Source organism: Bradyrhizobium sp. MOS003 (assembly GCF_003020125.1).
In the GTDB taxonomy this organism is placed as follows: Bacteria; Pseudomonadota; Alphaproteobacteria; order Rhizobiales; family Xanthobacteraceae; genus Bradyrhizobium.
Genome location: NZ_PYFW01000001.1, coordinates 1,934,704 through 1,948,413, shown reverse-complemented (window position 1 = coordinate 1,948,413; position 13,710 = coordinate 1,934,704). Strand labels below are relative to the sequence as shown.

The 13,710-nt window shown below is 65.3% G+C and carries 14 protein-coding genes; 10 read left to right on the top strand and 4 right to left on the bottom strand.

Translation table 11 applies throughout. From position 1 onward, the window contains the following. Positions 1-130: 130 nt before the first annotated feature. Together C7G42_RS09440 and C7G42_RS09435 are read left to right on the top strand one after the other, a co-directional pair. Positions 131-847, top strand: coding sequence for a L,D-transpeptidase (locus C7G42_RS09440; protein WP_106948632.1), 717 nt, complete (start codon positions 131-133; stop codon positions 845-847). A gap of 114 nt (positions 848-961) precedes the next feature. Further along, positions 962-1,381, top strand: a complete 420-nt coding sequence (locus C7G42_RS09435; RefSeq protein ID WP_199580734.1) for a c-type cytochrome — start codon at positions 962-964, stop codon at positions 1,379-1,381. Positions 1,382-1,498: 117 nt separating this feature from the next. On the opposite strand, the gene C7G42_RS09430 is transcribed toward C7G42_RS09435, so the two are convergent. Beyond that, positions 1,499-1,768, bottom strand: a complete 270-nt coding sequence (locus C7G42_RS09430) for a hypothetical protein (protein ID WP_106948631.1) — start codon at positions 1,766-1,768, stop codon at positions 1,499-1,501. Then, positions 1,761-2,555 carry a DUF899 domain-containing protein gene (locus C7G42_RS09425; protein ID WP_106948630.1) on the bottom strand — a complete coding sequence of 265 codons (795 nt, stop codon included), beginning with the start codon at positions 2,553-2,555 and terminating at the stop codon, positions 1,761-1,763. Before C7G42_RS09425 ends, C7G42_RS09430 begins: the two co-directional genes overlap by 8 nt. 90 nt (positions 2,556-2,645) lie before the next feature. Between C7G42_RS09425 and C7G42_RS09420 the strand changes: the two genes are divergently transcribed. From C7G42_RS09420 to C7G42_RS09385, 8 genes are all read left to right on the top strand, one after another. Next, positions 2,646-3,866: a helix-turn-helix domain-containing protein gene (locus C7G42_RS09420; RefSeq protein ID WP_106948629.1), complete on the top strand. Its 1,221-nt coding sequence runs from the start codon at positions 2,646-2,648 to the stop codon at positions 3,864-3,866. 29 nt (positions 3,867-3,895) lie between these two features. Beyond that, positions 3,896-4,534, top strand: a complete 639-nt coding sequence (locus C7G42_RS09415; protein ID WP_106948628.1) for a Vgb family protein — start codon at positions 3,896-3,898, stop codon at positions 4,532-4,534. Positions 4,535-4,671: 137 nt separating this feature from the next. Continuing rightward, positions 4,672-6,240 (top strand): DUF4403 family protein, encoded by a 1,569-nt coding sequence (locus C7G42_RS09410; protein ID WP_106948627.1) that lies wholly within the window; start codon positions 4,672-4,674, stop codon positions 6,238-6,240. A gap of 135 nt (positions 6,241-6,375) precedes the next feature. Then, positions 6,376-7,485, top strand: coding sequence for an ABC transporter ATP-binding protein (locus tag C7G42_RS09405; protein ID WP_106948626.1), 1,110 nt, complete (start codon positions 6,376-6,378; stop codon positions 7,483-7,485). Positions 7,486-7,533: 48 nt separating this feature from the next. Beyond that, complete coding sequence (locus C7G42_RS09400) at positions 7,534-8,592, top strand: ABC transporter substrate-binding protein (protein ID WP_106948625.1); 1,059 nt, start codon at positions 7,534-7,536, stop codon at positions 8,590-8,592. A 25-nt stretch (positions 8,593-8,617) separates the two neighbouring features. Next, positions 8,618-9,880: an ABC transporter permease gene (locus C7G42_RS09395; protein ID WP_106948624.1), complete on the top strand. Its 1,263-nt coding sequence runs from the start codon at positions 8,618-8,620 to the stop codon at positions 9,878-9,880. Further along, positions 9,877-10,707: an ABC transporter permease gene (locus C7G42_RS09390; protein WP_199580733.1), complete on the top strand. Its 831-nt coding sequence runs from the start codon at positions 9,877-9,879 to the stop codon at positions 10,705-10,707. Before C7G42_RS09395 ends, C7G42_RS09390 begins: the two co-directional genes overlap by 4 nt. Before the next feature lie 244 nt (positions 10,708-10,951). Next, on the top strand, positions 10,952-12,163 hold the full coding sequence (locus tag C7G42_RS09385; RefSeq protein WP_106948623.1) for an ABC transporter substrate-binding protein: 1,212 nt from the start codon (positions 10,952-10,954) through the stop codon (positions 12,161-12,163). A gap of 90 nt (positions 12,164-12,253) precedes the next feature. Here the strand turns inward: C7G42_RS09385 and C7G42_RS09380 are convergent, their stop codons facing one another. Further along, on the bottom strand, positions 12,254-12,787 hold the full coding sequence (locus C7G42_RS09380; protein WP_106948622.1) for a PRC-barrel domain-containing protein: 534 nt from the start codon (positions 12,785-12,787) through the stop codon (positions 12,254-12,256). A 228-nt stretch (positions 12,788-13,015) separates the two neighbouring features. Beyond that, entirely contained in the window at positions 13,016-13,588 is a 573-nt protein-coding gene (locus tag C7G42_RS09375) for a hypothetical protein (protein WP_106948914.1), read from the bottom strand. Between the last annotated feature and the right edge of the window lie 122 nt (positions 13,589-13,710).

The following is a 13,710-nucleotide window of genomic DNA, read 5'->3' as shown; positions in this document are numbered from 1 at the left end:
TTCCGCGACGAAACCGTTTTCGGTTTTCCGCGCAAATGTCCCGAAACGTTTTGCCGTTAGTGATCCAGGCAACGGAGCACCGCAATGGTGCCGCGGTGGCCGAGACCACCGAGCAAACAGGGGCGATCACATGTTCAATCTGGACACGTTCAGGATTTTTTCGCGCGCCGTTGCTTTTGGCGCAGTCGCGGTCTCCGCAATCGCATTCGCGGGTGCAGCCAAGGCCGCGCCGGTGCAGCTCTTCCCCTTCTTCCAGCCGCTGCCGCCGTTCGCTGCGCCGCAGCCGCTCCAGCCCTACCAGCCCTACCAGGCGCCGACCTATCAGACCGAGCCGTCCGAAGATCAGGACGCCGTGGAGATGCCGGCGCGCTTCCGCCGCCAGACCGTCTCCTACGCGACGCGCGAGGCGCCGGGCACCATCATCATCGACACGCCCAACACCTATCTTTATTACGTGCTCGGCAACGGCCAGGCGCTGCGCTACGGCATCGGCGTCGGCCGCGATGGTTTCACCTGGTCGGGCACCCAGTCCGTCACCAGAAAGGCCGAGTGGCCGGCCTGGACTCCGCCGCCGGAAATGATCGCCCGCCAGCCCTATCTGCCGCGCCACATGGCCGGTGGCCCCGGCAATCCGCTCGGCGCCCGCGCCATGTATCTCGGCGGCACCATCTACCGCATCCACGGCACCAACGCCCCCGACACGATCGGCAAGCGCGTCTCCTCCGGCTGCATCCGCTTGACCAATGAGGACGTTTCCGACCTCTATTCCCGCGTCAACGTCGGCACCAAGGTGATCGTGCTGCCGATGACGGAACGGAGAGCCGAGCTCGGAACTGCGACGCGCTAACGCGACAGGACATTGTGACGCAAACGGCCCCGGAACCTACCGGGGCCGTTTCCGTTTGCCCTCGACATCCCGGTGCGCTCGCGTGTTGCGGCGCGAACTCCGATAGAGGCGCAGATGCAATCACGCCTGCCGACGCCACGAAGTTCATGGCTGCGCACGATCGCGGCCACCGGAGCGGTAACACTGCTTCTCTCCACCCCCTCCTCGCGCGCGCAGCAGCCTGCGGGCGACGAGTCGGCCCACCAAGCCTTCAACAATTCCTGCCGCACCTGCCATTCCGTGAAGGAAGGCGACAACCGCCTTGGCCCCAACCTCGACAAGATCCTTGGACGCAAGGCCGGCTCGCTGCCGGACTACAATTACTCGTCCGCAATGAAGGATGCCGGTTTCGTCTGGGACCAGGACAAGCTCACGCGCTTCATGGTCAAGCCCGACGAGGTGGTGTCCGGCAACAAGATGCAGCCCTATGGCGGCATCTCGGCAGAGGAGGCGGCGAAGGTGGTGGCATATCTGCAGGCGGCGGGCGGGCAATAGCGGCCCTGACGCAACGCTTTGACTTGCGTTGGAAATCGCGGTGCATCCTCGAGACGCCCGCCTTCAGCGGGCTCCTTGAGGAGCGCGCCCTTGCGCGCGTCTCGAAGGATGGGGCGTTCATTCCGACGGCAGCCGCTCCGCGATCACCCGCAGCCACGCGGCCGAGTGAAACGCGCTCATCAGAAGATACATCGGCACCATGCCGCCGAGCAGAGAGCCCTGCCCGGCGCACAGCATGTCCGCCGGCCCACTCCCGACCACGGCCGTCAGCAGCGCCATCATCGCAAAGGTCGGCGAGGCGGCCAGACCAAGCCACCCGGCGAGACGGCGCGCCGCCGCCACGCCGTCGCGGCCAGCGCCGGCAGTTATGCTGACGGGACTAGTCACGCCCTTCCGCTGCCTCCTCGCGAAAGGCCTTCTCGCCGGCATCGGAGATCTCAACCCATTTTTGGTCGGGCGCAGCACCTTCCGTATAGCTGTCGTGCCAGTTCCACCATTTGTAGGTCGGTGTCTGCGGATAGCCCTTCGGCGAATCCTCCCATACCTCCTGGCGGCCGAGCGGGGTGATATCGAGATAGTTCCAGGTGCCGCCCATCTGCTCGTCGCCGCGGCTCTTGACGAAATAGGTGCGAAAGATTCGCGTCCCGTCATGGTAGAACACGTTCGTGCCGTGCCATTCGTCAACGCCGAAATCGGCGTCGAAGCTGTCGGTGATCGTGACCCACGGCATGGTCCAGCCCATCCGCTTCTTCAGCCTACTGATGTCGGCCTGCCGCGCCCGCGAGGCAAACACCAGCGTGGTGTCGCGGGCATTCAGATGCGAGACATGGGCGACCTGGTCGGCCACCATCGAGCAGCCGCGACAGGCATGATCGGGCCAGCCGAACACGCCGGGCTCGAAGAAGGCGCGGTACACGATCAGCTGCCGTCGCCCCTGGAACAGGTCGATCAGGCTGACCTTGCCGCCGGGCCCCCCGAACGCATAGGTTTTGGCAACTTCCATCCACGGCATGCGCCGGCGCTCGGCGGCGAGCGCGTCGCGGGCACGGGTATGCGCCTTTTCATTCACCAGCAGTTGCTGACGGGCGGCCTCCCAGTCCTGCAGCGACACCACCGGCGGCGTCTGCATGGCGGCCTGTCCGTTCGTCCCGGCGTTGTCTATTGATGTCATCATGGCTCTCCAAACCTCTTGCTCGACGTCCTGCCAACGAATTCTGGCACCTCGCAGTTGCGCGGTGAGAGTAACAAGTGTGGCGGGATTGACATGGAGTCGCTGATCAATGCCGCAGCACGTGCGCTCGAGGCCGGCGATCCGCTCGGCGCGCTGAACCGCGTCGCGCTGCGCAACGACGCGCCGTCGCTGGCGCTGCGCGGCATCGCGATGGCGCAGCTCGGCGACCTCGCAAAGGCGAAGACGCTGCTGCGCAGCGCGGCGCGCGCGTTCGGTCCGCGCGAGGCGGTGGCGCGCGCGAGATGCGTGGTGGCCGAAGCCGAGATTGCACTGGTCTCGCGCGACCTGAGCTGGCCGGCGAAAATGCTCGCGGCGGCACGGACGACGCTCGAAAAGCACGGCGATGTCGCCAATGCTACGCACGCAGGCCACATCGAGGCGCGCCGCCTCCTTCTCGTGGGACGGCTCGACGAAGCCGAGCGTATCCTCGCCGAGCTCGGCCCCTCCCCGCTGCCGCCTGCCCCGCAGGTCATCCGTGAGCTCGTGGTCGCCGGCATCGCAATCCGGCGGCTCAGAACCAAAGATGCGCGCGCGGCGCTTGCCCGGGCGGCTCGCGCAGCGAGCCTGGCAGGCATCCCCGGGCTTACAGCGGAGGTCGAGAGCACGAACCGCGTGCTCGATACGCCGGCAGCGCGCCTGATCACGCGTGGCGACGAACGTCCGTTGCTGCTGGAGCAGGTCGAGGAGCTCGCGGCTTCGGACGCACTGGTCGTGGACGCCTTCCATCATGCGGTGCGCAGGCGGGACAAGATCGTATCGCTCGGGACCCGCCCGGTGCTGTTCGCGCTCGCCCGCATCCTGGCGCAGGCTTGGCCCACGGACGTCACGCGCGAGGCGCTGATGGCAGCGGCGTTTCGGGCGAGACACGTCGATGAATCGCACCGAGCGCGCCTGCGGGTGGAGATCGGCCGGCTCCGCGCCAAGCTCAGGCCACTCGCCGATGTGGCCGCGACGAAGCAGGGTTTTGCCCTGACGCCGCGCAAGACGCGACAGGTCCTGGTGCTGGCGCGGCCAGTCGAGGAGAAGCACGCGGCTGTCCTCGCCTTCCTCTCCGACGGCGAGCCATGGTCGAGCTCGGCGCTCGCGCTAGCGCTCGGGACCAGCGCGCGCACGGTGCAGCGGGCCCTCGACGAGCTGGCGCGATCGAAAAAGGTGCAGTCGTTCGGGCATGGGCGGGCGCGGCGCTGGATGATGCCGCCCGTCCCGGGTTTCCCGACAGGCTTGTTACTCCCGGGACCGCTTCTGAAGACGTAAGGTAGGAGCACATCACAGGGAGCGAGCACATGAAGCGTTCAGCCGCCGAGATCGTCAGGGAGTACGGACCTTTTGCCGGCGTCGAGGCCGTGCATGGCGTGACCTATGACGGCACCCATGTCTGGTTCGCGTCCGGCGACAAACTGAATGCGGTCGATCCGGAGAGCGGCAAGGTCGCGCGCTCCCTCGAAGTCGCGGCCCATGCGGGCACCGCGTTCGACGGCCGGCACCTGTTCCAGATCGCCGAGGATCGCATCCAGAAGATCGACGCCGCCTCAGGCAAGGTGCTCACCAGCATTCCGGCGCCGGGCGGCGGTGGCGATTCCGGCTTGGCCTGGGCCGAAGGCTCGCTGTGGGTCGGGCAATATCGCGAGCGCAAGATCCACCAGGTCGATCCTGATACGGGAAAGGTCCTTCGCACCATCGAGAGCAAGCGCTTCGTGACCGGGGTGACCTGGGTCGACGGCGAACTCTGGCACGGCACCTGGGAAGGCGAGGACAGCGATATCAGGCGGATCGACCCGGAAACCGGCAAAGTGCTCGAGCAGCTCGACCTGCCTGCCGGGACCATGGTGTCAGGGTTGGAATCCGACGGCGGCGATCGCTTCTTCTGCGGCGGCGGTGCTAACGGCAATGTGAGAGCGGTCCGCCGTCCCCGGCAAGGCTAGACCTGACGATGGTCTGAATGCGCAGCAACGATCGGTCGTGCCGTTAACCCATTCGCCCCAATTCCACCCCACGGTTACGCTCTAGCGCCCTCCGCGCCTGCCCTGTAGAATTCCTGCCGGGGCGGCCTGGGGGATCGATGCGACTGACGTTGAATCTGAAGACCATCATGATCGCCGTCGCGGTGCTCGCGGCGTCGTTCTTCATCAGCTTGAAGGCGATGGATCTGCTGTCGCCGCGCGCGACGAATTCGGCACCACCCGTGGCGCAATTGCCTCCGCTGCCGCCGGCGTCGAAGAGCTCGATCGTGATCGCGCCGGTCGCCATCGCGCTGTCGGCGATCCGCGACCAGGCCGAGAAGGCCGCGCCGCGCAATTTCGCCGGGAAGGCCGACAACCCGATCTCGCAGATCCTGGAGAACGCCGACATCGGCTGGACCGCCGTGCGCGGACCGATGGCGGCTGCCGGCGACAGGGACGTGCTGACGATCTCGACGCCGCTCAACGGCAAGCTGAACGTCACGGGCTCGCTGTCCTCGAAAGCCACCGGCGCGCTCGGCGACGCGCTCGGCAGCGTGCTCGGCGGTGACGCGGCGAAACGGATCGGCGCCGTCAACATCAAGAATTTGAACGCCAGCGCCGAGATCAGGGGCAACGTCGTCGTCACCTCGCGCCCGAAGCTCGCGGCCAACTGGCATCTCGAGCCCAATCTCGGCGCCCAGGTCAATCTCGGCGACACCAACCTCAACGTCGCCGGCGCCAAGGTCAACGTGCCGGCACAGGTGAAGCCGCTGATCGACAAGAATGTCGGCGAGCAGATCAACATCGTCTCCGAGCGGATCCGCAACGATCCGGGCCTGCGCGAGAACGCCAAGCAGCAATGGGCCAAGGCCTGCCGCTCGATCCCGCTGCAGGGCTCGGGCGCCTCGGCCGCACTGCCGCCGCTCTGGCTGGAGATGAAGCCGATCCGTGCCATCGCCGCGCAGCCGCGGGTCGATGCCCAGGCCGTGACGCTGCTGATGGGCCTGGAAGCGGAGACGCGCGTGACGTCGACGCAGACCAAGCCGGACTGCCCGTTCCCCGACAAGATCTCGATTGTGCCGCCGAGCGGCACCGGCGTGAACATTGGCGTGCCCATCGACGTGCCCTTCACCGAGATCAACAAGCTGATCGCCGCGCAGATGGTTGGCCGCACCTATCCCGAGGACGGCTCCGGCCCCGTCGATGTCACGGTCAAGAGCGTCAACGTGGTCCCGTCGGGCGAGCGCCTGCTGATCTCGCTGCTGGTGCGCGCCAAGGAAAAGAAGAGCTGGCTCGGTCTCGGCGCCGAGGCGACCGTGCACATCTGGGGCCGGCCCGTGCTCGACCAGGCGCAGCAGACGCTGCGGCTCACCGACATCCAGCTAGCGGTCGAGTCCGAAGCGGCCTTCGGACTGCTCGGCGCGGCGGCGCGCGCGGCGGTGCCGCAGATGCAGCAGGCACTGCTGCAGAGGGCCTCGCTTGACCTGAAGCCGATCGCCGCCAACGCGCGCGAGAAGATCGCTGGCGTCATCGCAGACTTCCAGAAAAGCGAGGACGGCGTCAAGGTCGACGCCAAAATCGACAGCCTGACGCTGGCCGACATCGCCTTCGATTCCAAGACGCTGCGCGTGGTCGCGGAAGCCGGCGGCTCGCTGAATGTGTTTGTGAGCAAGCTGTCGGGGATGTAGCTCGCCTTCACTCGCCGCGGCTGGGTGCCTCTCGATCGGTTGCGCCGCTGGCATTCTGATCGGAGGGTGCTAAGCTGATCCTCGCAACCTCGAATGAGGTGCTGACAGCACGATAGTGGGTAACGCGAGGTCAACATGGAAGCCGGCATGGTCACGCCTGCGCCGGCACTGGTGCGCTTTTCCGGCATTCAGAAGACCTATGATGGCGAGCATCTCGTGGTGAAGAACCTCGATCTCGACATCAGGAAGGGCGAGTTCATCACCCTGCTCGGCCCGTCGGGCTCGGGCAAGACGACCACGCTGATGATGCTGGCCGGCTTCGAGGTTCCGACCCAAGGCGAGATCTACCTCGCAGGCCGGCCGATCAAGAACATGCCCCCGCACAAGCGCGATATAGGCATGGTGTTCCAGAACTATGCCCTGTTTCCGCACCTGACGATCGCGGAGAACATCGCCTTCCCGTTGTCGGTTCGCAAGATCGGCAAGGCGGACGCGCAGGAGCGCGTCAATGCAGCGCTGCGCATGATCAAGATGGAGACAATGGCGCACCGGCGGCCGGGGCAGCTGTCCGGCGGCCAGCAGCAGCGCGTGGCATTGGCCCGCGCACTGGTCTTCAATCCGCAACTCGTGCTGATGGACGAGCCGCTCGGCGCCCTGGACAAACGCCTGCGGGAGCAGATGCAGTTGGAGATCAAGCAATTGCACGAGACGATGGGCATCACCGTCGTCTACGTGACCCACGATCAGAGTGAAGCGCTCACGATGTCGGACCGCATCGCCGTGTTCAACAACGGCATCGTGCATCAGATCGACAAGCCCGCCGCGCTGTATGAGCATCCGGTGAACAGCTTCGTCGCCCATTTCATCGGCGAGAACAACGTGCTCTCAGGCACCGTCGAGACGGTCGACAAGGATTATTGCCGCGTCGCGCTGGCCGGCGGCGGGGCCGTCACCGCACGGACGGTCAATGTGTCAGGCGCGGGCACATCGACCTCCCTGTCGGTACGGCCGGAGCGGATCACCATCGTTCCGGGCGGCGCCTCCAGTGACGGACCGAACCGCCTGCCGGCCACGGTGCAGAACACCATCTATCTCGGCGACCACGCGCTGGCCGTGCTCGATGTCTCGGGGAATGCCGAGTTCATGGTCAAGCTTCAGCCGGGCGCGCATGACAGCCTGACACATGGTGCAGACGTATTCGTCACCTTTCGCCCCGAGGACTGCCTTGCTCTCGATCCGGTCTGATCCGGCGATCAACATCAACGCAACTCATATGAAGAAGGAACAAGGACCATGCTGAAGCGCAAGATTGGCAAGATTGCTCTGGGTTTCACCGCGGCCTTCGCCGCCAGCGCCGCGCTGGCTACGGTCGCGCAGGCGCGTGATCTCACCATCGTGTCGTGGGGCGGGGCCTATCAGGATGCCCAGAAGAAGGTCTATTTCGAGCCGTTCAAGAAGGCGGCCGGAATTGCCATGAACGACGAGTCCTGGGACGGCGGCGTCGGAGTGCTGCGTGCCAAAGTGCAAGGCGGCGCCGCCACCTGGGACGTCGTCCAGGTCGAGAGCGACGAACTCGCAGTCGGCTGCGAGGAAGGCCTGTTCGAGAAGCTGGACTACACCAGGATCGGAGGTGAGGCCGCCTACATCCCGCCGTCTGTCAATCCTTGCGGCGTCGGCGCCATCCTCTACGACTTCGTTCTCGGTTACGACAAGGACAAGCTGAAGGAGGCCCCGAAAGGCTGGGCCGACTTCTTCGACACCAAAAAGATTCCGGGCAAGCGCGCCCTGCGTCAGGGCCCGAAGACCACGCTCGAGATCGCGCTGATGGCCGATGGCGTCGCGCCGAAGGACGTCTACAAGGTGCTGGCGACCGACGAGGGCATCGAGCGCGCCTTCAAGAAGCTCGACACCATCAAGGGCGACATCGTCTGGTGGAAGGCCGGCGCCCAGCCGCCACAACTGCTCGCCTCCGGCGAGGTGACGATGACCTCGGTCTACAACGGCCGCATCGACACCGCCAACAAGAACGAGAAGAAGAATTTCGGCATGGTGTGGGACGGTGCGCTGTTCACGCTCGACAGCTGGGTCATCCTCAAGGGCAGCCCGAACAAGGACGCCGCCTACAAGTTCCTGGACTTCGCCGGCAAGGCGGAGAACCAATCGAAACTGTCGGAGAATATCGCCTACGGCACCTCGAACAAGGGCGCAGCCGCTCTGATCGCACCGGCCTTTCTGAAGGACCTGCCGACGGCCCCCGACAACATCAAGAACGCGGTCGAGATCAACGTCGGCTTCTGGCTCGAGAACATCGACCGCCTGACCGAGCGCTTCAACAAATGGGCCGCAAGGTAGCGCGCGGCCCCGCACGGCTCAAAGCATGACGGACGCGTCCCTGACCGGCGCCGACGCCCGGACAGAAGTGCCGCTCAAGCGCCGATTGAGGCGTGCGGAGCGCGCCCGCCAGGTCAAGGCATTGGCGCTGGTGCTGCCGCTCCTCGTCTTCCTGCTCTTCACCTTCGCAGGTCCCATCGCCGGCATGCTGTGGCGCGCGGTCGATGACCGGGAGGTGCGTCAGGTTCTGCCGCAAACGGTTGCGGCTCTCGCTGATTGGGACGGCAAGGACCTGCCGAATGAAGACGCCTTTGCGGCGCTCGCAAGCGACATTTTGGCGGCGCGCGCCGCCGGCACCATCGCGACCGCGGCCAAGCGGCTGAACTACGCGCTGAACGGCTTTCGCACGATCCTGACCAGCACGGCACGCAACCTGAAGGCCGCGCCCGAGCGAGGAGCCGCGAAGGAGACGCTTGGCAAGATCAATGCGGCCTGGCGCGAACGCGCGACCTGGACGACGATCAAGGACGCCGGCGGTCCCCTCACCGGCTTCTACCTTCTGTCCGCGCTCGACCTGACGCGGAACGTCGACGGCGCGATCATCGCAGCACCGCCGGACCAGGCCATCTACCGGGAGGTTTTCACCCGCACCTTCGTCATCAGCCTCAGCGTCACCGTTCTCTGCCTGATGCTTGGCTTTCCGGTGGCCTATTTGCTGGCGACGCTGCCGCCTGCCAGATCGAACCTGCTGATGATCTTCGTCCTGCTGCCGTTCTGGACGTCGCTGCTGGTCCGCACCTGCGCCTGGATCGTGCTGTTGCAGAGCAAGGGCGTCGTCAACGACAGCCTGCTGTGGCTCGGCATCATCGACCAGCCGCTGCGCCTGATCTACAACCGCTTCGGCGTCTGCGTGGCGATGACCCACGTGCTGCTGCCATTCATGATCCTGCCGCTCTACAGCAGCATGAAGGCGATCTCGCCTGCCTACATGCGCGCCGCCGCCTCGCTCGGCGCGCCGCCCCTGACCGCTTTCCTAAGGATCTATCTGCCGCAGACGCTCCCCGGCATCGGCGCGGGAAGCCTGCTCGTCTTCATCCTGGCACTCGGCTATTACATCACACCCGCACTCGTCGGCGGCGCTGCCGACCAGATGATCAGCTACTTCATCGCGCTCTACACCACCGAAACAGCCAATTGGGGACTTGCTTCAGCGCTCGGGGCGGTGCTGCTGCTGGCCACCCTTCTGCTGGCACTCGTCTACGGCAAGCTGGTGCAGGGGCAGCAGGTCACGGGAGGGATGAAGAATTGACCGACAATGCTTCCCTCCGAACGCCCAGCCAGCGCATCGCGTGGACCGCGACCATCGCCGTCTCCACGCTGGTGTTCATCTTCCTGATCACCCCGATCCTGGCGATCATGCCGCTGTCCTTCAGCTCGGGCTCGTATCTGACCTATCCGCTACCAGGCCTGTCGTTGCGCTGGTACGACGACTTCATCAATTCGCCGCGCTGGATGAATGCGCTGAAGAACAGCATGATCATCGGCGTCGCTTCGACGGCGCTGTCCATGGTGCTCGGCACGCTGGCCGCGCTGGGGCTGGCGCAATGGAAGAGCCGGTTCAAGCCGCTCGTGCTCGCGTTCGTGCTGTCCCCAGTGGTCGTGCCCGGCGTCATCACCGCGGTCGGCCTGTATTTCTTCTTCGCGCCGATCGGACTCACCGGCAGCTATCTCGGCCTGATCCTGGCCCATACCGCACTGGCGACGCCCTTCGTGGTGATCACGGTCGGCGCGACCCTGCAGAGCTTCGACACCAATCTGGCGCGCGCCGCCGCCTCGCTCGGCGCCTCGCCAATCTACGCCTTCCGCCGCGTGATCCTGCCGCTGATCCTGCCCGGCCTAGCCTCGGGCGCGCTGTTCGCCTTCGCGACCAGCTTCGACGAGGTCGTGATCGTGCTGTTCATGGCAGGTCCGGAACAACGCACCCTGCCGCGCGAGATGTTCAGCGGCATCCGCGAGAACATCAGCCCGACCATCACCGCAGCGGCGGTGATCCTGACGACGGTGTCGGTGATCCTCCTCGCGACGCTGGAAGGCCTGCGCCGACGCAACGAGCGGCTGAAGGGCACCAGCGCCTGATTGGCCCCCCTGTCATTCCGGGGCGCGCGCAGCGCGAGCCCGGAATCGGGCCGCAGCGACAGTGGATGAATGGATACTCGGATGCGCAAATGCGCGTCAGGGCGCGCGCCGGATTGACGACAGATACCCCTACTTATTTCTCATTCCTCCTCACCCTTCCTTGGCTTTGCCCCCGCGACCGTTTGTCGCTAGAACAGTCCCCGCAACAAAGCCCAAACAACAACACACAGGGAGAAGAACAACCATGCAAAAACTCATCGCCACCGTCGCGGCCGGCCTTGCCCTCGCCGCCACATCCGGCGCCGCGCAGGCGCAGATTTCCGACGATGTCGTCAAGATCGGCGTGCTGACGGACATGTCGAGCCTCTATGCGGACGCGACCGGCAAGGGGTCGCTCGCCGCCGTCGAGATGGCGGTCGCCGATTACGGCGCCAAGGTTGCGGGCAAGCCCGTGCAGGTGGTCGCCGCCGATCACCAGAACAAGCCCGATGTCGGCGTCAATATCGCTCGCAACTGGTACGACAACGACAAGGTCGATGCGATCTTCGACGTGCCGACGTCCTCGGTGGCGCTGCCGGTCTCCGCGCTGACGCGCGAGAAGAACAAGATCAACATCAATTCCGGCGGCGGCTCGTCCGACATCACCGGCACCGCCTGCTCGCCCAACACGGTGCACTGGACTTACGACACCTATGCGCTGTCGAACGTCGCCGGCAAGGCGATGGTCAAGCGCGGCGAGGACACCTGGTTCTTCGTCACCGCCGACTACGCCTTCGGCATGGCGCTGCAGCGCGACGCCGCCAACGTGGTCAAGGAAAGCGGCGGGAAGGTGCTCGGCGAGGTCCGCCATCCGCTCAATTCGTCGGACTTCTCCTCATTCCTGCTGCAGGCCCAGGCCTCCAAGGCCAAGGTGGTCGCGCTCGCCAATGCCGGCGGCGACACCACCAATGCGCTGAAGCAGGCATCCGAGTTCGGCCTGGTGCAGGGCGGCCAGAAGATGATCGCGCTGCTGCAGGAGATCACCGACACGCACTCGCTCGGCATCAAGGCGACGCAAGGCCTGATCGTCACCGACGCGTTCTACTGGGACATGAACGAAGAGACCCGCGCCTTCTCCAAGCGCTTCAACGAGAAGGTCGGCCACATGCCGACCATGATCCAGGCCGGGCTCTATTCGGCGACCATGCACTATCTGAAGGCGATCGACGCCATCAAGACCGACGAGGCGCCGAAGGTGATGGCGCAAATGCGCGCCACGCCGGTCAACGACTTCTTCGCCAAGAACGGCAAGATCCGCATCGACGGCCGCATGGTCCACGACATGTATCTGTTCGAGGTGAAGAAGCCCGAGGAGTCCAAGGGCGAGTGGGACCTCTACAAGCTGATTGCTACCGTGCCCGGCGACGAGGCGTTCCGTCCGCTCGACAAGGGCGGCTGTCCGCTGGTGACGCACTGAGCGGTGACGAGCGGGCAAGGTCAGAAAAGACACGACAGCGCGCCCGGTGAGAACCGGGCGCGCTTCGCTTAGACAGTTAGGTGAGCCGCATTACTCGGAGTACTTGAACTCGGGCATGTTCTTCAGCTCGTCCTTGGTGGCGTTGAACACGGCGTGGTCCGGGTACCACTTCGAGGTCGTCGCCGTGGTCGAAGCGGCCGGGGCCATCGTCGTGGTCTTTTCAGTGCCGGTCGCGGCGCCCGTCGTGGTGGTCGTGGTCGCCGGCTTGGTGGTGGTTGTCGAAGCCACGGCCTCGTTGACGAACTTCAGCTTCTCGTAGGGCACGGCGACCAGATGTTCGCCCAAGCCGAGGAAGCCGCCGACACCGATCACGGCGATCTTGATGTCGCCGCTCTTGTCCATCAGGAGGTCGCTGATCGTGCCGATGTTCTCGTTGGCGTCGTTGTAGACCTTCAGGCCGTCCATCTTCGAGGTGCGCCACTGGCCCGACGCCGTCGTGGTGGTCGTCGTGGCGGTGGTGGCAGCGGTGGGGGTCTTGTCGGTGGTCGCGGTCGGCGATTGTGCGAACGCAACGGTAGCAAGCAGGGCAGTGCCGGCAAGACCGGCGGCGATCGATTTCATCATATTGTCCTCTCCTTCTCAAAAAACTCGTGTTGAGAAAACAGCGATGACCACCCGCAGTTCCGTGCGCGCCGCAATTTCGTCGCGCGATTCGCGAATGCGCCAATTTTGCCAGAACTGTTCCTGCGTCACCCAGGAACATTTGCGGCGCACGGTTCCCCACCGGCAATCATGCACTATGGGTGAAGCACGATCGCGGCGAGGACCCGCACCGCCCCGCGCCGCTCAGGGTCAGCTCTTGTAGTCGATCAGAAGCGCGGAGAAGTCGGAATTGCCGGACGAGTCGCCGTTGGCGCCGTAGGACGAGCTCGACGATTGCGACTGCTGCAGCGCCTGGAGAAACTGCTGGAGGATCTCGGCGGTGGTGGCATCGGTCGACGTGCTGCCGGTCGAGTCCGTGGACGACGCCGAATCCGAAGAGCTGTCGTCCGGCGGCGGACCGGGCGGAGGTCCGCCTGCACCACCGGGGCCGCCCGCCCCGCCCGGACCGCTCGCGAAGGCGGACTGAAACACATTCTTCAGCTCCTCGGCCTGGTCCGAGGTCAGCGTCCCGTTCGACACCTGGTTCGAGATGAGGTCGTCGATCTTCGACTGCATCTCGTCCTTGGAGGGGCGCGTGCCCCTCGACTGGTCGCTCGACCGGCTCTGCTGGAGTGCGGTGTCGATGTCGGTCAGTGCCGTCGAGAGCGCCGACTGGTCCGACGACGAGATCGTGCCTGCGGACACTTCCGATTGCAATTCCTGCTGCAGCCTCTGCAGCGGCGACTGGTGGTTGCCGGCGGAGGCCGCCGAAATCGAGGTCATGATGGCTCCGTGAATCTTGCGGGTTTCGTCGCGGACCACGCCACGGTATGGTTAACGGCCTTAACGAGACCTTGCCGCTCGGCAACCCGGCGATTGCCGCTTGTTGCGGAAAGCCAGACAGA